At 61.5% G+C, this 18,283-nt stretch carries 13 protein-coding genes; 7 read left to right on the top strand and 6 right to left on the bottom strand.

Translation table 11 applies throughout. From position 1 onward, the window contains the following. Positions 1-33 precede the first annotated feature (33 nt). The 4 genes from priA to IPK79_03710 form a co-directional block, all read right to left on the bottom strand. On the bottom strand, positions 34-2,589 hold the full coding sequence (priA, locus tag IPK79_03695) for a primosomal protein N' (GenBank protein ID MBK8189532.1): 2,556 nt from the start codon (positions 2,587-2,589) through the stop codon (positions 34-36). 50 nt (positions 2,590-2,639) lie between these two features. Continuing rightward, positions 2,640-4,448, bottom strand: coding sequence for an elongation factor 4 (gene lepA, locus IPK79_03700; GenBank protein MBK8189533.1), 1,809 nt, complete (start codon positions 4,446-4,448; stop codon positions 2,640-2,642). A gap of 118 nt (positions 4,449-4,566) precedes the next feature. Beyond that, a complete protein-coding gene (locus tag IPK79_03705; protein ID MBK8189534.1) occupies positions 4,567-5,565 on the bottom strand; it encodes a sigma-70 family RNA polymerase sigma factor in 999 nt (332 codons plus the stop codon). Between the two features lie 234 nt (positions 5,566-5,799). Continuing rightward, a complete protein-coding gene (locus IPK79_03710) occupies positions 5,800-6,366 on the bottom strand; it encodes a hypothetical protein (protein MBK8189535.1) in 567 nt (188 codons plus the stop codon). A gap of 237 nt (positions 6,367-6,603) precedes the next feature. Here IPK79_03710 and IPK79_03715 point away from each other — a divergent pair, with 237 nt between their 5' ends. Next, a complete protein-coding gene (locus tag IPK79_03715; protein MBK8189536.1) occupies positions 6,604-8,202 on the top strand; it encodes a hypothetical protein in 1,599 nt (532 codons plus the stop codon). Positions 8,203-8,242: 40 nt separating this feature from the next. Here IPK79_03715 and IPK79_03720 read toward each other — a convergent pair whose 3' ends face one another. Beyond that, complete coding sequence (locus IPK79_03720) at positions 8,243-8,920, bottom strand: response regulator transcription factor (GenBank protein ID MBK8189537.1); 678 nt, start codon at positions 8,918-8,920, stop codon at positions 8,243-8,245. A gap of 145 nt (positions 8,921-9,065) precedes the next feature. Here IPK79_03720 and uvrB point away from each other — a divergent pair, with 145 nt between their 5' ends. Continuing rightward, positions 9,066-11,078, top strand: a complete 2,013-nt coding sequence (gene uvrB, locus IPK79_03725; GenBank protein MBK8189538.1) for an excinuclease ABC subunit UvrB — start codon at positions 9,066-9,068, stop codon at positions 11,076-11,078. Here uvrB and IPK79_03730 read toward each other — a convergent pair. Next, a complete protein-coding gene (locus tag IPK79_03730; GenBank protein ID MBK8189539.1) occupies positions 11,075-14,122 on the bottom strand; it encodes a family 10 glycosylhydrolase in 3,048 nt (1,015 codons plus the stop codon). The genes uvrB and IPK79_03730 overlap by 4 nt on opposite strands. Positions 14,123-14,174: 52 nt before the next feature. On the opposite strand from IPK79_03730, the gene IPK79_03735 reads away from it, so the two are divergent. From IPK79_03735 to IPK79_03755, 5 genes are all read left to right on the top strand, one after another. Continuing rightward, positions 14,175-14,870 carry a HEAT repeat domain-containing protein gene (locus tag IPK79_03735; protein MBK8189540.1) on the top strand — a complete coding sequence of 232 codons (696 nt, stop codon included), beginning with the start codon at positions 14,175-14,177 and terminating at the stop codon, positions 14,868-14,870. 50 nt (positions 14,871-14,920) lie between these two features. After that, a complete protein-coding gene (locus IPK79_03740) occupies positions 14,921-15,487 on the top strand; it encodes a ComF family protein (GenBank protein ID MBK8189541.1) in 567 nt (188 codons plus the stop codon). Between the two features lie 5 nt (positions 15,488-15,492). After that, entirely contained in the window at positions 15,493-16,056 is a 564-nt protein-coding gene (locus tag IPK79_03745; protein ID MBK8189542.1) for a hypothetical protein, read from the top strand. 51 nt (positions 16,057-16,107) lie between these two features. Then, entirely contained in the window at positions 16,108-17,184 is a 1,077-nt protein-coding gene (gene ugpC, locus IPK79_03750; GenBank protein MBK8189543.1) for a sn-glycerol-3-phosphate ABC transporter ATP-binding protein UgpC, read from the top strand. Between the two features lie 229 nt (positions 17,185-17,413). Continuing rightward, complete coding sequence (locus IPK79_03755) at positions 17,414-18,271, top strand: PHP domain-containing protein (protein MBK8189544.1); 858 nt, start codon at positions 17,414-17,416, stop codon at positions 18,269-18,271. The last annotated feature ends 12 nt before the right edge of the window (positions 18,272-18,283 follow it).

The following is an 18,283-nucleotide window of genomic DNA, read 5'->3' on the forward strand; positions in this document are numbered from 1 at the left end:
GAGGGCGTCTGCCAAACGCCCGAAGCCGATCGGCTAGAGCAGCGATTGCGCGTCCACATCCAGCAACAGGCGAAGCTCTGCGGGCGGACGACAGGCGGCGATAAACGCCGTGAGTCGCTCGTGAAACGCTGGCCCGCCGCGACTTTTGATCAGCAGGTGATAACGCGCGCGATCCTGTAGCCGCGCAATGACGCAGGGCGCAGGACCCAGTAACGAGGCCGGGGCTTCGGGCGATGCCTCAGCCAATCCGCGCGCCTGAAGATTCGCCGCCAGCGCCACGCCAAAGCGCTGTACTGCGGCTTCGTCTTCGCCGCTGACAATCAGCCGAAACAGCTGGGAAAAAGGCGGAAAGCCATAGGCTTGCCGCATGACGCGCTCATGCTCAAAAAACGCGTCGTAGTCTTGCGCCTGCGCCAGTTGCACGACCGGATGCTCCGGGTTCAGCGTCTGCAAGAGAGCCATCCCGGGCTTCTCACCGCGTCCGGCCCGCCCGGCAACTTGGGTCAAGAGCTGAAATCCCCGCTCCGAGGCGCGATAATCGGGCAAGGAAAAAGCGCTGTCGGCCTGAATCACGCCCACCAGCGTGACATTGGGGATATCCAGCCCTTTGGCGACCATCTGCGTGCCAACCAGCACGTCGGCCTGACCGGCGGCAAAACCGTCCAGAATCGACTGGGCTTCGCGACGCCGACTCATGACATCGCTATCGAGACGCAAAATACGGGCTTGCGGTAACAGCGTCGCCAGTTCGGCTGCCACGCGCTGGGTTCCGGCCCCACGCTGAATCACCGCCATGCTGGCGCAGTGCGGGCAATACTGCGGCGCAAGCCCCTGATACCCGCAGTGATGACAACGCGTGACGCGCCCATTCTCATGCGCCGTCAGCGACACCGCGCATGACGGGCACTGAAACACGTGCCCGCAGCCGCCGCACTGGATCAGCGTATGGAAGCCGCGCCGGTTCATCAGCACCAACGCCTGTTCGCCGCGCCCCAGCGTCTCTTCCAGCGCGTTGCGCAGGGTCAGGGAGATGACGCCGCCTTTTCGGGCCAAGGGCTCTACGCGCATATCCACCAGCGTGGCGCGGGCCATGGCGCGTCCGGCGGCCCGAGAAGGCAGCGTCAACAGGCGATCGTCGTTGTACGCTCGCCAGTAATGAGCGACATCAGGCGTGGCGCTCCCCAGAATGAGCCGGGCGCCGCATCGGCGGGCGCGCTCCTGCGCCAGCGTCAGCGCATGATAGCGCGGCGCGGGGGATTCCTGCTTGAAACTGCCGTCGTGCGCCTCGTCGAGAATCACCAGCCCCAGCGACGCCATCGGCAAAAAGGCCGCCGAGCGCGCGCCAATCACCACCCGCCGCTCGCCGCGCCGCAGTTGATTCCACGCTTGCAGGCGCTCGCCTTCAGCGAGATCGCTATGCCACAGCGTGACGGTATCCCAGCCAAAACGCCGCACGAAGCGCCGCGCAATCTGGGACGTCAGCGCAATCTCAGGAACCAGAATCATCACGCTGCGGCCTTCGGCCAGCGTGCGGGCGCACAACTCCAGATAGACCTCGGTTTTGCCAGAACCCGTCACCCCATACAGAAGCCATGGAAGGGCGTCCGGCGGGCAACTCATCACGGTTTCCACGGCAGCGCGCTGATCCCGATTCAACGTAAGCGGCGTCTCTTTGCGATCCTCCCTATCGACGGGCTCAGGCGGCCAGAGGGCGGCCATCGGCGGCAAGGCGTCGATACGGGCGCGCCCGGCCTTTACCAGAAGCGCCAGCGCGCGAGCGTTTACGCCGCTGACGGCTTGCAGCTCGCGCTTCCACATCGCGCCGCCCGCCGCCTGTAAAGCCTTCAGGGCAGAATCCGCCTCCGGCGCCAGCGTCGCGCCGGGGTCGGACGGCTCGTAAAGCGTTACCCGCTGAATGGGCCGCGAGGACGCAACACCCGATGTCATACGGGTTTGGGCGCACGCCCAGCCGCGGCCGGCAAGCGTATGAAGCGCGCGCGCCAGTCGCGTCGGCGAGTATTTGAGCGAAGAAGCCAGATATCGCGGCGTAAAGCCCTTGTCGCGGGCTTGCAGAAAGCGCAGCAGAGCGGCCGCATCGGGATCGAGGGCGCTCAAGGCGCTCAGGGCCATCTCCGGGATAACCGCGTCCGGGACCAGGGCAATCTCACGGCGAATCTTGCGCAGCAGACCGGCGGGCAGAGCGCAGGCGATGACGCTGGCCAGCGGCGAGGCGTAATAAGCGGCAATCCAGCGCCAGAAGTCCAAATCCGCCGCATCAAACAGGGGCTCGTCACACAGGACGTCCTCAATCTCGCGCAAGGCGCGCGGCGGTCCGTTTTCTTGAGGCGGATCTACCTCAATTACCAGCCCATTCAGCGCGGCCTGACGCCCGAACGGCGCCAGCACGGCCATGCCCACTTGCGCCGCTTGCGCCAGATGCGGCGGCGCATAGTAAGTAAACGAGCGGCCGTCGAGGGCGCGGGCCTCGCTGTCAATCAGCACGCCCACGCGCCGTAACAGGCCTGCTTCTGTCCGACCATCGGGCAGAGCATTTGGCGCTGCGGCGTCATGAGGGCAAGCAGACTTCATGCGTCGATTATGACCGTCCGTCGCCGACGTTGGCAAGCCCTGACGCGCGACTAGTTGCCGCCTGGGCCGTCCGACAACTTCAGCACTGCCATAAAGGCCTCCTGCGGGATCTCCACCCGACCGACGGACTTCATGCGCTTCTTGCCGGCCTTCTGCTTCTCCAGTAGCTTGCGCTTGCGGCTGATATCGCCGCCATAGCACTTGTCCAGCACGTTCTTGCGCATGGCGCTGACCGTCGTGCGGGCGATAATCTTGCCCCCAATGGCCGCCTGAATCGGCACCTCGAACAATTGGCGCGGGATGATGTCCTTGAGCTTAACGGCCAGCGCATGCCCGACGTTGCGCGCCTTATCGTGGTGGACGATGGTGCTGAGGGCGTCCACAGGCTCGCCACTCACCAGAATATCGAGTTTGACCAGATTTGAGCGCCGGTAGCCCGAAAAATGATAGTCCATGGAAGCATAGCCCTTCGAGCGCGATTTGAGCTGATCATAGAAGTCGGTGATCATTTCGTTGAGGGGCAGCTCATAATGCAGCGTCACGCGCTTCTCGTCGAGGTAGTTCATGCCCATGAACTCGCCTCGGCGCTCCTGAGCCAGATCCATCAGGTTGCCGACGTACTCGCGGGGCGCAAAAATATCCAGCTTGACGTAGGGCTCCTCAATAAAATCGCGCTTTTGCGGGTCGGGGAGCTTGGCCGGATTGTCCACCTCAATCATCTCGCCGCGCGTGGTATGGACGTGATAGACCACGCTGGGCGCCGTGGTAATGAGCGACATCCCAAACTCACGCTCCAGGCGCTCCTGGACGATCTCCATGTGGAGCAGGCCCAGAAACCCGCAGCGAAAGCCATGGCCGAGCGCCTCAGAGCTTTCCGGCTCAAAGGCGATGCTGGCGTCATTGAGCTTGAGCTTTTCGAGCGATTCCTTGAGATCGGCGTAGTCGTCGTTATCGACGGGATACATGCCGCAAAACACCATCGGGACGGCTTTTTTGTAGCCAGGCAGGGCGTCATGCGAGCCGCCTTCCACCGTCGTGACCGTATCGCCGACAAAATAGCCCATCTCTTTAATAGAAGCCGCCATATAGCCCACTTCGCCGGAGAGCAGTTCTGGGCGGGCCGATCGAAAGGGGCTCATCACGCCAACCTCGGTCACGTCGAAGACGCGGCCGTTTTCCATAAAGCGAATACGGTCGCCTTTGCGTAATGCGCCATCCACGACCCGAAGATAGGTGATGACGCCCAGATACGAATCGAAGTAACTGTCAAAAACCAGCGCTCGAAGGGGTTTTTGGGTCTGAATCAGGGGAGGCGGCACGCGTTCAATGAGTGCGGCGAGAATTTCCTGAATGCCTTCGCCGGTCTTGGCGCTGGCGAGAATGGCCTGAGAGGCGTCAATGCCAACGACTTCCTCGATTTCGCGCCGCACGCGTTCAGGGTCAGCGGCGGGCAGGTCAATTTTGTTAATAACCGGGATAATTTCCAGGTTATTCTCCAGCGCCATGTAGACGTTGGCCAGCGTCTGGGCTTCGACGCCCTGCGACGCATCGACAACCAGCAGCGCGCCTTCGCAGGCCTGAAGGCTGCGCGAGACTTCATAGCTGAAATCCACGTGCCCGGGCGTGTCAATGAGATTCAGAGCGTAGGTCTGGCCTTGATAGGTCGCCGTCATGCGCGCGGCTTGCAGCTTGATGGTGATGCCGCGCTCCTGCTCCAGTTCCAGCGTATCGAGAAATTGCGCCTTCATGACGCGTTTATCCACCGTGGCGGTGGCTTCCAGCAGGCGATCGGCCAGCGTGGACTTGCCATGGTCGATATGGGCGATAATGCAGAAATTACGAATCAGGGCGTCAGTCATCGGAACGCTCGCAAGACAAGGGCGATGTTCCGTCATTGTAGGGGAAACACGCGCAAGCGGCGCGCGTCTACAAAAGACAGCCCCCACAAGACAGCTTTCAGGAGAGATCGCCTGGCGCCTACTGATTCAGGTAATTCTTGAGGCTTTTGACGGCGCGGCTGTTGCGGCACATCTTGCGCAGCTTATTGAGGGCGCGGGTCTCGATCTGGCGCACGCGTTCGCGCGAGACGCCGAACAACTGGCCAATTTCTTCCAGCGTGCGCTTGTTGCCGTCTTTCAGGCCAAAGCGAAGCTCCAGCACGTCTTTCTCCCGCGGACGCAGCGTAGTCAGGACTTTTTCGATCTCGTGCATGAGGCTCTCTTGCGAGACGCGCAGATCGGGCGACTCGCTGGAGTCATCAACCAGCAGGTCGCCGATTTTAGAATGATCGTCCTTGGCATAAAGCGGCGCTTCGAGGCTGATGGTCGATTGCGTCGCCTTGAGAGCCAGACGCAGCTTGCCCAGCGAGATATCCATACGCTGAGCCAGTTCTTCCTTGGTCGGCGTGCGGCCCAACTCATGGGTGAGTTCGCGGGTAACCTTCTTGAGCTTGCCGATGGTCTCAATCATGTGCACCGGCAGGCGAATCGTTCGGGACTTATCCGCAATGCCGCGCGTAATGGCCTGTTGAATCCACCAGGTGGCATAGGTCGAAAACTTGAAGCCGCGCCGGTAGTCAAACTTCTCGGCGGCGCGAATCAGACCCAGATTGCCCTCTTGAATCAGATCCAGAAAGGACAGCCCGCGCCCGATATACTTCTTGGCGATGCTGACAACCAGGCGCAAATTGGCCTGCACCAGCGCAGCCTTGGCCTCTTCGTCGCCTTCTGAGATGCGCCGGGCGAGATCGCGCTCAGCGTCCGGGCTTAGCAGCTTGACCCGGCCAATCTGCTGGAGGTACATCTTGACGGAATCGTCAGCGGCGGAAGGCCCGGCATCGGCGGTGGCGTCCTCCTCTTCGGCGATTTCCACGCGATCGTCGCCATCGTTGGGCTCTGGCGGCGGGGGCGGGGTTTCGTCATCCGGATCGCCGGGATCGGCCTCGGCGATGGCCGGACCATACCCTCCGGGCTCCATCACGTCTTCCAGCGCGTCAAACTCGTCGCCGCCCAATGAGCGCGCCCCTTTTGGCCTGCGTTCCTTCGATGTCGCCATAAACCCTCGTCCGTCCCAGCTGCAGTTCGGCGCCAGTGCATCCGCCTCTCCCGTACGTGGCCAGTCTACCCCAATTATAATCCGGGCGGGGCGAATGCCAAGGCAAAACCCTTTAAGTGAAGGAGGTCTCTGCGCGTTGCGCGCGCGCACGATTCATTACGGCGCAACAGCGTCAGCGTTGGGCGCAGCAGCAGGGGGCGAGGCGGACGAGCCCGCGCCACAGACGGCCTGAAACACCTTGTCGCCCGACGGCATGGCCAGCACGTCGCGCCGGGTCATCATCAGCTTGCTGGCGTCCTGCGTAATGCGCTGGGGCGAGCGGCTGCCCGGGCGATACTGGAGAATCTCCAGCGGCGGAATAATCTCGCGCGTCTGGCAATCGAGAGCGTGGCGCAGGCGGATTTCGCCCATTTGAGGCGCGCTGGCGCGTTTTTTGCCCTTCTTCTGAGGCGGCGCGGGCAGGCTTTTGAGCCAGAATTGACGCCAGCCGTCGGGGCGGGTCGTCACCGAGGCGCTATCGACGTAGAGTGCGCCTTGCTGGGCGTCGGCGGCCTGAAGTTGCGTCCATTGTTGAGAAGCCTGCTGAGGCCCTTGGCCAGAAGCGGCCTCGGCGAGCCCAAGCAGCGCCAGTCCGCTCAGGCAAAGGCTCAAGCATGCCGCGATCGACGCCAGCGACGACTTCGCAGCCAATCCAGCGACAGTCCTGATTCGCGTGATGGCCATAGCGCCCGTCTCTCTCTTGTACGACAATATGATGATCAGTATACCCCGTTTGGGCTTTTTGGGCGTCGTCAGGCGCGTCGAGACGCATGCGCGCACAAAACCGCCCGAGGCGGGTTTTATGCAAGTGAGCTGTGATTGAGAGGCTGGCGCACCCGTTAAGACGCGCCAGCAAGCCTTCCATGGGCAGAGGCCTTTCGGGGCGAGAAGTCTTTGGGCGGGGAGTCTTTTGTGGGAGCTATGGAATCCTATTATCGTCAGGGCGCTCAAAACGCCTTTATACCGGGGGGCTTTGCGCCTGCCCCCGGGGGATGGCCGATGAGCTGGCCCGCCGCCCCGACGCTGGCGCCGCCGCTCGCGCCGCCACCCGGACGGCTCCCGACCGCCATGGCCAGCGCGGCGATGACGCCTGCTTCGATAAAGCCCCCCAGCGCGCCCACCGCTGTTGATCCCGCCTTGATCAGCCAGATGCAGCGCGCCGCAAGCCAAAGCACGCCGCAAGACGCCTGGAGCCCCTCCGCCGCAGGCGCCACACCTGAAGCAGAAGGCCCTCTGAAGGCAGGGGAAGAGAATTTTCTGGATACGATCAATCCGATGAAAGGCATGACCCCATGGCACTTCGCCGCCGCACCGGCGATGGGAATAGGCGCGGCTCTAGGGCTGGAGTACCTCATGGATCCGGGCGCCAACCTGGGCTATGAAAGAATGATGCGCGTCGCCGGCAAAGTCGACCGTTTCTGGGGGATTCGCCACCTCAGCGACCTGCTGCAACACCGGGTGATTGCGCCGCTGACTCAGCATAGCGACCAGATCGCTTCTCCCGGGTGGTGTCAGACCGTGCAAAGCCTCCTGTACCAACTCCCGCCAGAGCAGGAAGAAGCCCGCATCCTCAAATCCATCGTCAACACGCTGGAAAAACGCGTCGACCCGGCGACATTCGCCAAAATGAGCGCGATGACGCGCGCCAATCAACTCGAAAGCTTTCTGGAAGGCATTCCCAAGAAGGAGCCGCTGCGAAAGCAATTGGGCGCCTTTTTCAAGCGATTCGACTACCTCAAGAGCACCCATCTGCCCAATTACGCCAAGCAGTATCACCTGCAGCAGACTGCCCTGAAAAAAGGACTCGGTCCGGTGGGGCGCACGATGCTTCGCTCGGTCGACACCCTGCGTCGCGTGGCAAGCGGCAGTACCATGGGTCTTGCGCGAGCAGGCTTTAATCCGATCGCAGCGCTTTTTCTGGGATTAACGAGCTTTGGTCCGGCGTTGGTTCACGCCAGCAAGGCCGAAAGCCTCTGGGAAGGCGTCAAAACCTTCGCTCACGACTTTATGGGCGGTATCGTCGGCAACTTCCTCGGATGGGAAATCGGACGGATGCTCATCGACAAGACGATGGCGCCCGCCAAAATTCTGGGATCCTGGGCCAATAAAACGACCCTGCGCCTGCCCTTCACCCAGTTCGCGCGACTGTCACTGGTTGGGACCGTCACTGAGCTGGGGGCTGCCTTGATTTTCGGATCCATCATCCAATCGGGCTTTGAATGGCTCTCGCACAAGATCTTTGGCAAGCCGAAACTTCTGATTGAGGAAGAGCGCGCCGCCCAAAGCCCGCCGCCCAAAGCGTCTTCGGGCGGCCTTGCGCGTCCCGGCGGATTTGACGCCTTCTCGCAAGCGCCCAGCGAGGCGTCCTCGGCGTTGCCCGCGGCGGCCTCTATGAGAGAGTCAAAAGACGCAAGCGCCAGCATCGGCGATGTGAGCTGGATCAAGCGCAACCGCTGGGCCAATCAGGATGCCGAGACGGCCAGGAAGTTCGAGGACTCGCTGCCGCCTATTCAGGTCTAACCTCTCCTGAAAGCCCCAGCGCGTTTACCCATTAAAACCGTCACACAAACCCCTGGCGCATGGCCAGCACGGCGGCCTGGGTGCGATCATCGACGCACAGCTTCTGTAAGATGCTATGCACATGCGCCTTGGCCGTCGCCTTGGTGATCACCAGCGCGTCGGCGATTTCCGGGTTGGACAGGCCATCGACAATCAGCTTGAGGACTTCCATCTCACGCGGGGTGAGGGGGCAGTCAGGGTTCAGGGCGGCGCCGGACATGGGGACGACCGGCGTTTGTCCCGGCGCAGCGGGCGATTCGCCGCTAAAGCGGCTCAATACCATGCGCGCCACTGCGGGATCAAGCCAGGCGGTTCCTTCATGGACGGCGCCAATGGCGATCGACAGCGCCTCGGGCGAGATGCCCTTCATGCAGTAGGCGTCAGCCCCGGCGGCCAGCGCCGCAAAGACGTCGCGCTCGTTGTCCTTGGAGGTCAGCATAATCACGCGCGTGGCGGGCTGATCCGCCTTAATGCGCTGGGTGGCCTCGATGCCGTCCATCTCCGGCAGGCCAATATCCATGAGAATCACGTCGGGGCGGGTTTGCTTGGCCAGACGAACGGCATCAGCGCCATTAGAGGCCTCTCCCACCACGCGAACATGCGCATCGCGCTCTAGCAGCAGTTTCAGCCCCATCAGGGTCATCTGGTGGTCTTCCACCAGCAGCACGGTTGCGGTCATCGGCGGGGCTCTCTCTCTTGGCGTGTCTAAGGGGATTCGGGCGCGGCGCGGTCGCGTCAGGTCGAGCGCGCAAGGCAGGCCGTCCGGTCTTTATTATACAGGCATTCGATTGAAACCGCAGGCGCATTCAGGGCATGATAGGCAGATGCGAGACGCGCCGTTTCAACTGGTCAGTGAATTTCCGCCAGCGGGCGATCAGCCTCAGGCGATTGCGCGGCTGATCGAAGGCATTGAGCTGGGTCACGAAGCCCAGACGCTCCTAGGCGTCACGGGATCCGGCAAGACGTTCACCATGGCAAGCGTCATCGCCCAACTGAATCGCCCGGCGCTGATTATGTCTCATAACAAGACGCTCGCCGCCCAGCTCTATAACGAGATGAAGCAGTTCTTTCCCCGTAATGCGGTGGAATACTTCATCAGCTACTACGATTACTACCAGCCGGAAGCCTACATCCCGCGCACCGACACGTATATTGAGAAGAGCGCGAGCATCAACGACGAAATTGACCGTCTTCGCCACTCGGCTACGCGCAGCCTTTTTGAGCGCCGTGACACGATTGTGGTGGCGAGCGTCAGTTGTATCTACGGCCTGGGCTTGCCAGAAAACTATTTTAACGCCGCCTTACGTCTGGCGGTCGGGCAGACCATCGAGCGCGAGGAGATTCTCAAGACGCTGGTGCGCAACCAGTACGAGCGCAACGATCTGGAAATCGGCCGGGCGCGGTTCCGCGTACGCGGCGATGTGATTGAGGTCCAACCCGTTTACGAAGAGCGCCTGATTCGCGTCGAACTGTTCGGCGATGAGGTCGAACGCCTGCGGGTGGTGGACGTGGTGAGCGGCCAGACGCTCGAAGAGCCGTCGGAAGTCGTGATTTATCCTGCCATGCACTACGTCGCCAACAGCGAAGACGTGCAGGACGCCTGCGCCGCCATCGAACGCGAACTCGACGACCGTCTGCGGGCGCTGCACGAGCTGGGCAAACTCGTCGAAGCCCAACGCCTGATGCAGCGCACCCGGCGCGATCTCGAAAGCATCCGTCAGTTGGGCTATTGCCCTGGCATCGAGAATTACAGCCGCATCTTTGAACGCCGCCCGCCCGGCAGCCCGCCGCGCACGCTGGTGGATTATTTCCCTGACGACTTCCTGCTGTTTATCGACGAGTCGCACGTGACGCTGCCGCAACTGCGCGGTATGGCCCACGGCGACCGCTCGCGCAAGGATACTCTTATCGATTACGGCTTTCGCCTGCCCTGCGCCCGTGACAATCGGCCCCTGACCTTCGACGAGTTCGGCGAGCGCATCGGTCAGCGGGTTTTTGTCTCCGCGACGCCGTCGCCTTATGAGCTGGGAGCTTCTACGCAAGTCGCCGAGCAGATTATCCGCCCCACGGGGCTGGTCGATCCGCAGGTGCGCATCCTGCCCACGGCTCATCAGGTCGACGCCTTGCATGAGGAGATTCTGGCGCGGGCCGCGCGTGACGAGCGGGCGCTGATTACCACGCTCACCAAGCGGATGGCGGAAGACCTCTGCGAGTATTTCGAGGCCCTGAACGTGCGCGTACGCTACCTGCACAGCGATATCAAGCCGATTGAGCGCATTGAAATCCTGCGGGACCTGCGGCTGGGGAATTTCGACGCCCTGATCGGCGTTAACCTGCTGCGCGAAGGCCTCGATCTGCCAGAAGTCTCGCTGGTCGCCATTATGGACGCTGACAAAGAAGGCTTCCTGCGCTCGGAATCCAGCCTGATTCAGACCATTGGCCGCGCCGCGCGCAACGTCGGCGGCGAGGTGCTGTTGTTCGCCGATCGCATCACCGACAGCATGCAACGCGCGCTGGATGAGACCCAGCGGCGGCGCGATCGCCAGATCGCCCATAACGAGACGCACGGCATCACGCCGACCACCATCCAGAAAGACATCACCAACGATCTGCTGACGTTGATGGGGGCCGGGGCCGCCGAGCGCGAAGAAGCCCGCTCCGCCGAGCGGCTGAAGCAGGAAGCTCAAGCCGTCGCCCGCGATCGCCTGCCGGATCTGATCGAGCAGTTGACGCATCAGATGCGAGAAGCCGCCCGGATGCTGGAATTCGAGCGGGCAGCCGCCTTTCGCGATCAGCTCATGGCTTTAAAAGCCGTGGCCGCGCAAGCGCCGTCCTAAGGCCGGGCAAGCTGAATCGGCGCCAGCGCAGCGTCCTGCGCCCTGTCCTGAGAGGCAGGCTGAGACGCCGCTTGAGAAATATTCAGCGACAGATGCGCGCTCAGCGCGTTAATGCGCGTGAGAATATCCTCAAACAGCGCGAGTCGATAGGGTCGTTTAGCCCCTTCCAGCGTTTGCCAGCGACGCACGCCTTCGTTAAGGGTTTCCAGCGAGCGGGCGTAAGCGGCGCGGCTGGGATCTCCCGTCGCGGGCGCGGTCCCGGCGAACCGCTCGCCCAGAGCGCTGAGGGTCGCCAGCGTCTGATTCAGACCATCGGCCTGCGCAGGCGACAGCGAGGCGGCCACCAAGGGGTTTTGCAGGCGCGAGAAATAGCGCGAGAATCCAGAAATCTCGGCATTGAGGGCGCCCAAGGCGTTTCGGTGCGGGGGAATCGCGTCGCGGCTCTTATAGGGCCCCAAACGCAGGGCTTCCTGCTTGGCGGCGTCCAGTTGGGCACAGGCAAACAGCGTGCTGCCCATGCCGCCCTGCTCGCGGATGGCCTCCAGATGTCCCAGCATTTCGTCGGCGTCCAGCCGAAAAATGGCCACGCCCGGATACACAAAGGCTTTTTGCCGCGCGTCGTTGAGGATGCGCGCTGCGGCGTCCTCAAACAGGCGGCGCGAAGACGTGTAAATCATGGGATTCAGCGCGTCGATCCAGCCGTTGTTGATCCAGGTTTCCCAATCTTGTTGAATCGCCAGAATCCGCTCGGGGCGAGTCATCGGGAAGACCGCCGCCGAAAGTTTCACAGCCGGACGGATGGCGCGCAGCGTCTGGGAGACTTCTTCCACAAAGGCGCTGACCTGATGGGTTTTCCACGCGATGAAGGCCTTGAGCGAGGCGTCATTGAGGCGATCAATCGACACGCCCGACTCCTGGGCAAAGCGCACGCGGCTGGCGTCTTCGTAGCCCGCCTGCTCCCAGACGCGCTGAAAAGGATAGCGCACGTAATCCAACTGCACGCCGTCGACGGCGTAGCGCGTGACAATCTCTTTATAGACCGACAGCAGGAAATCCCGGCCCCGGCGACTGGCCGGACTCAGCCAGTATTCGGTCTGGCGCGGCGGGAGATTCGAGCCGTTGGCCATGCGAAGGGTTTCACCCATCAAGCCGGATTCTTCCAGCACAGGGCCGGCATATTGGGGCGATTTGCCGATGAGCGCGTTGTGCCGCGTATTGCCGACCGCAAAGCACCAGACCCACGCATGCAGCTCCATCCCGCGTTTATGGGCTTCTTCCAGCGCCACGGCGAGGGGATCCCAGTTCTCGATCAGCGGATTCTGAGGCAGGATCTGGCTGGGATACAGCGGGTAACCAGCGTTAAAGGTTTCCAGATACACCACGTTAATGCCCGCATCGGCCAGCTTGCCAATGAGTTTCCGCAAGCCTTGCGGGCCACGGGTCTCCACAATCATGCCGCGATCGAGCCAGATAGCGCGGGCCTCAACGCGGGCAGAAGGCATGGCCATAACGCGGGACAGGGCGTTCAGCCGACGCGCCTGATCCAGTTCGGATTCCTGACGCGGCAGGTCTTGGCGCCGCGCCGCCCAGGCGGCTGCCGTCTCGTGATAACGCGCCTGGACCATCTGCGCCTGAATCTGGCGCACGGGCAAGTCCAAATCCATTGCCAGCGACGATTCCAGCGCATCATCGAGCCATTTTCGGCTATTGGCGACGTCCGCCCATTTACGCGCCAACCGCGCGTTACGAACGTTTTCCAGAGGCGGCGCGGACGCCGGCACAGCCGATGAAGGCGCGCCCTCGGCTCCCGTCGCGCCTGGAGCGCCCAGCATTGCCTGATCATTCAGCAACATGTCGTCGCTGGCAGACTTCATGGCCGCTTTCCCTACAGCAGGCGCTGGCGCGGAAGGAACCTGCGCCGCCGGAGCTGACACAGCGGCAGGCGACCCGGACGCGCCCCCCGCAGATGCGGGAGAAGACGTCGCAGGAGAGGAAGCAGGCGACGCCACAGAAGAAGAGGAAGAAGCGGGACGCGCCAAAGACGTTGGCACAAGCTTTACATGAGAAGAAGCAGGAGATTTAACCGCTGCGCTGGCTTTTTTAGCTGCGCCGGCTTTCGTGGAAGAATGCTTGCCGGAGGCGGGCGCTCGCGAAGACTTCGGAGCAATTTTCACAGCGGCTTTAGGGGCCGGGGACTTGGACGCGGGCGGACGATTCGCGGCGAGCAACACCGGCGAGGCGTCGTAAACGGTCGTCGAGGCCTGAGGAGCAACGGTCGGGGCTGATGCGACTTCAATCGCCAGTGGCGGGGCGGGCGCAGAGGACGCCAATTTGTCCTGAGGCGCGCGCGTAGCGGGCAACGCCAACTGATGCGCCAGAATCGCAGCGTTTTGGCGCGGCGCAAGCGACTTGGCCCACGGCCAGTTGAGCAGAGTCACCCGCCCATGAGTGGCAATCGCGGGCAGACCATTGCTCCAGCGCGCGGCAATCCGCAGCTCGCCGCTTTGCGGGGCCAGTTGCAGCAACGAAGTCCCGGCCGGGATTTGGCCCCACTCGCTGAGCGTAGGCGTCTGAGCAGACAGCTCGCTCACCGGCATTATCCAGCGGAAAGACAGGGGTTCTGGGGCCATCGCGGCGCCGTCGAGCGCAAAACCTAGTTGCGCCAGAAACGACAAGGCGTTTTTCGCGGGATACGAGGTTGGGGCAATGAGAATCAGCGATCCGCCGTCGGCCACGCGCTTAAGCAGCGCTTCCAGCGTGCGTGGATACAGAGCCGGGGTCAGCGGGGCGAGCAAAGGCGCGGGCTCGCCGCCGCCAAGGCCTTCGATTTGATCTTCATCGATGACAAAATACGGCTTTCCCATGGCCTTGAGAGAGGCTTCTATCTGAGAAAACTGCGCCGCATCGAATTCACGCAGGCGCAGCACCGGCAAGTCCTGCGCGCGTGCGCCCTGGATGCAAAGCAACAGGGCGGTAAAAACGAGCGTCAGGGCGATCGCCGCGCGCCAGAGGTCGCCAAAAGCGGCCATGGGCTGTTTTTTCATTGTTTAATCCGTTAAACTGAAAACAGGTTGCGCAACACAAGGCCAACGCCCGATGCATGCTCACGCTCTTGATATTCTAAAGGAAAAATCCGCCACGCCCCAAACCCGACTGGACGCCCTGTGGCAATTGCTGTCAGACGGCTTTTCGCGCCCTACGGCCGACACCTTGACAGCAATTTTGCAAGACGCGGACGATCATCCCGATGTTCGTAGCGGCGCGGCGCTGACGCTGGGCACGCTGGGGCGCGACAGCGCGCTGGGCGAAGAATTCGGGCGATTGCTGGGCGAAGCGCTCGGTGATCCGCATCCGACGGTGCGGCATTACGCGGCGCGGGCGCTCGGGGCGCTGGGCCGGGTGGAAACCGCGCCCGCGTTGATTCGGGCGTTGGGCGATGCGGATCATCTGGTCTTTCACACGGCGGCGGAAGCCTTGGGGCGATTTGGCGCTCAGGCGGGTCCTGCGCTGCTCGCCCTGCTGGAAAGCGACGCGGCAGATGACGCGCGCTGTATTGCAGCCTGGAAGTTAGGCGAAATTTCTTACGAGCCTGCGATTACGGCATTGGCCAGCGCCGTGCAACGCGAGACGAATCTGGAAGTCGTGGCGCTTTGCGCGTGGGCGTTGGGCGAAATCGGCGTCAACGATCCGGCGGCGATGGTCGCGTTGCAAGCAGCTCGCGAACGCCCCGAACGCGCCATCGCCGATCGCGCCCGCCGCGCCCTGCGCAAAATCGCCCGCCATTACAATTGAGGCATCTTTGCGCAGTATGATACAGGTTTGTAAGCCGTGGGAGGCATCATGTGGTCGTTACGTTAGAAGGCTTATGGGACAAAGGCTTCGCTTACGATGTTCATACAGTGAACAGCGCTCACTTAGGGCTAAATGAATATGGCCACGACATGTTTGAAACCCAAAGAACGCCGATGGGGGAACTGGTTTACCAGTTAAAATATAAGGGCAGACGCGAAGTGGCGCGAGAAATTGTGGAGCTGCTCATCCGCGGAATTGGCGGACTGGATACGGTCAACGTGATTATTCCGTGTCCTGCCACCAGAACCCGGCCTTTCCAAGCGGTCGAAGAAATCGCGCAAGAATTGGGAAGACGCTGTCAACGACCCGTAACGAAGGCGTTAATCAATAGCGGGCATTCCCAAATAAAGGACATTGAAGACCCGGCCGAAAGACAGAAATGCCTGCTGGAGAGCATACAATTAGCGGGAGACTTTGATTTTTCTGGACAAAAAGCGTTATTACTGGACGATTTGTATCAAACCGGGAGCACTTTATCGGTAGCGACAAGCCTTTTAAAGGCACATACAAACGTTCATCGGGTTTTTGCCCTCACGATGACAAAAACGCGGAGATAGGGCCCATGACAACCGTCTTTGTCTCAGGATCCCGACACATTACGCGTCTTAACCCGTTGATACGCCAACGGCTTCAGAACATAACGGCGCAGCGTCTCCGTATCGTTGTAGGAGACGCAAACGGTGCTGATAAAGCGTTTCAAGCCTTCTTCAAGGAAGAGGGCTACAAACTCGTGACCGTTTATTGCGCAGGCCCTCATTGTCGGAATAATTTGGGCGGATGGGAAATCGTGCGAGTTGAGGTCGCCTCCCATTTGAAGGGGCGGGATTTCTACGTTCAAAAAGATATAGCGATGGCAGGAATAGCCGATTACGGGCTCGTACTATGGGATGGTAAAAGCGCCGGCTCGATTGGCAATATTTTCGAACTCGCCAGGCAAAGCAAACCCACACGGGTTTATTTTGCCCCCTTAAAAGAATTTATAGAGATTAGAACCATAGCCGAAGCCCAAGGGCTTTTAAAAAAATGCGCCCCCGCAGACGTGAGCGCGATCTCAAAGAAACTCAAGATTCCGAAATTAGGATTATCAACAGAAGAGGACGGCCAGCAAATCGCGTTGGCGATCTGACCCGAATGGCTTTCTCTTCCCCCCGCGCGCGGCTGTGGGATAATAGCGGCCATGGCTCAAGTGATTCTGGAGAAAGTGCGCAAGGCGTTTGATGACGCCGTTATCGTGCGCGATATCGACTTGCAGGTGGGCGATCGCGAATTCGTGGCGCTCGTCGGACCCAGCGGATGCGGCAAAACCACCGCCCTGCGGTTAATCGCCGGGCTTGAAGAGCTCACCGCCGGAACCATCCGCATTGGCGAGCGCATCGTCAACGACGTGGCCCCCAAAGACCGCGATATCGCCATGGTCTTCCAGAATTACGCCCTCTATCCGCACATGAGCGTTTACGACAACATGGCTTTCGGCCTCAAAATGCGCAAAACGCCGCGCGCTGAACGCGATCGCCGGGTTCGCGAAGCCGCCCGGATTCTGGATCTCGAAAGCCTGCTGCAACGCAAGCCCCGCGCGCTTTCAGGCGGGCAACGGCAACGCGTGGCTTTGGGCCGGGCTATTGTGCGCGATCCAAAAGTGTTTTTAATGGATGAGCCGCTGTCGAATCTCGACGCCAAGCTGCGCGCGTCCATGCGCAGCGAGATTATCCGCCTGCACCGCCGGCTCGAAGCCACTACCCTGTACGTTACCCACGATCAGGTGGAAGCAATGACCATGGGCGATCGCGTCGTGGTCCTCAATGAAGGCGTGATTCAGCAGGAAGGCGCGCCGATGGCGGTCTATCAGGATCCTGCCAATCGCTTTGTGGCGGGTTTTATCGGGCAAATGAACTTTTTTGACGGCGAGCTCACCGAAGGCGAGGTCGCGCTATCGCCAGGGGCCCGACTGCGCGTGCCAGACCGTCTTATGACGCTGCCAAACGGCCCTGTCACAATAGGCTTTCGGCCAGAACAGTGCGAGGATCGCCCCTCGTCAGATGGCGCGCGGCAGGCGCTGAGCGTTATTCCTGAGCTTATTGAACGTCTGGGCGCTCGTCAGCAAGTTCATTTTCGGCTCGCTGACCGGCCCGAGGCGCTGGGCGTTGCCAGTCTGGAGGCGGACGCCTGCGTGACGGCCGATCAACCGCTGACCCTCTGGGTAGAAACCGATCGCTTGCTTCTGTTCGACCCGCGCGACGGTCGCCGCCTGCGATAGGGCCAGACGTCGCCCTTGTGGCGAGCCGGTTTTTCTTGCGGAGCGAGCAGGTTTGTGGTATAGAAAACCAGACTAATTCACATCTTCTCTTACTTCTCTTCTCAGGACGACACGACCCGTTGTCGTCTTTTTTTCTGCGCGTTTGTGGGTAACCGTCGCTAGCGACTGGGGCGCGCCAATGCTACAATGGGGAGTGTTCGTCCCCCCTGAATGCGCGCGTTTGCCATGCATGATTGATCTTCACCTGCATACCACCCTTTCCGACGGAACCTCTTCGGCGGAAGAGATTATCCGCGAAGCGATCGCCTTTGGACTGGAGGCGATGGCCATTACGGATCACGACACCATGGCGTCGCTGGCCCCGGCGCGCGCGGCGGCCGAAGGCGCGTCCCTGACACTGATTCCGGGCATTGAAATTAACACCGTCTGGCAAGAGGGCGATTGCGAAGTCCACGTGCTGGGCTATTATCTGGACCCGACGCACGCGCCCTTGCTGGCCCTGCTGGAGCGGCACCGGCTGGCGCGACTGACGCAAATCGAGCGGATGACGGATCGAATCCGCGCGCAAACCGGATCTGCGCTGGCGTTTGAGGATGTCTTGGGAATGGCCTCCCCGCAAGGCTGCCTGGGGCGCCCGCATTTGGCCAAGGCGCTGACGGCGGCAGGTATTGCGCCGACCATTAGCGAGGCTTTTCAGCGCTATCTCAATCGCCGCAGCCCGACCTACGTCCCGCGGCAAACGGCGTCGCCGCACGAAGCCGTCGAGGCCATCAGCGAGGCGGGCGGCATTGCCGTGGTGGCGCACCCCGGCGACTTGCAGGGGCTGGATGCGCTGACCGTCGAACTCATGGATTGCGGTCTGGCGGGGCTGGAGGCGTATCATCGCAGCCATCGACCGGCGACGATTGAGTATCTCTGCTCGCTGGCCGAGCAATACGGCCTGATCGTCACCGGCGGCACCGATTTCCACGGCGAAGCCGTGCATTACCAGAGCGCGCTCAGCCGTCTGGTGACGCCCTCTTACGTCTACGACGAGCTTCAAAACGAACAAGCCCGCCGCCAAAAGGCAGGGTTTAAGGTATCCTAAGCTCTGGAAAAG

This window comes from Vampirovibrionales bacterium, assembly GCA_016712355.1.
Lineage (GTDB): Bacteria > Cyanobacteriota > Vampirovibrionia > Vampirovibrionales > Vampirovibrionaceae > JADJRF01.

Bases quoted from the DNA above. Each gene is read 5' to 3' on its own strand.
- ugpC (MBK8189543.1), top strand. From the start codon at position 16,108: ATGGCTCAAGTGATTCTGGAGAAAGTGCGCAAGGCGTTTGATGACGCC.
- IPK79_03715 (MBK8189536.1), top strand. From the start codon at position 6,604: ATGGAATCCTATTATCGTCAGGGCGCTCAAAACGCCTTTATACCGGGG.
- IPK79_03720 (MBK8189537.1), bottom strand. From the start codon at position 8,920: ATGACCGCAACCGTGCTGCTGGTGGAAGACCACCAGATGACCCTGATG.
- IPK79_03745 (MBK8189542.1), top strand. From the start codon at position 15,493: ATGACAACCGTCTTTGTCTCAGGATCCCGACACATTACGCGTCTTAAC.
- lepA (MBK8189533.1), bottom strand. From the start codon at position 4,448: ATGACTGACGCCCTGATTCGTAATTTCTGCATTATCGCCCATATCGAC.
- priA (MBK8189532.1), bottom strand. From the start codon at position 2,589: ATGAAGTCTGCTTGCCCTCATGACGCCGCAGCGCCAAATGCTCTGCCC.
- uvrB (MBK8189538.1), top strand. From the start codon at position 9,066: ATGCGAGACGCGCCGTTTCAACTGGTCAGTGAATTTCCGCCAGCGGGC.
- IPK79_03735 (MBK8189540.1), top strand. From the start codon at position 14,175: ATGCATGCTCACGCTCTTGATATTCTAAAGGAAAAATCCGCCACGCCC.
- IPK79_03705 (MBK8189534.1), bottom strand. From the start codon at position 5,565: ATGGAGCCCGGAGGGTATGGTCCGGCCATCGCCGAGGCCGATCCCGGC.
- IPK79_03730 (MBK8189539.1), bottom strand. From the start codon at position 14,122: ATGAAAAAACAGCCCATGGCCGCTTTTGGCGACCTCTGGCGCGCGGCG.
- IPK79_03710 (MBK8189535.1), bottom strand. From the start codon at position 6,366: ATGGCCATCACGCGAATCAGGACTGTCGCTGGATTGGCTGCGAAGTCG.
- IPK79_03755 (MBK8189544.1), top strand. From the start codon at position 17,414: ATGATTGATCTTCACCTGCATACCACCCTTTCCGACGGAACCTCTTCG.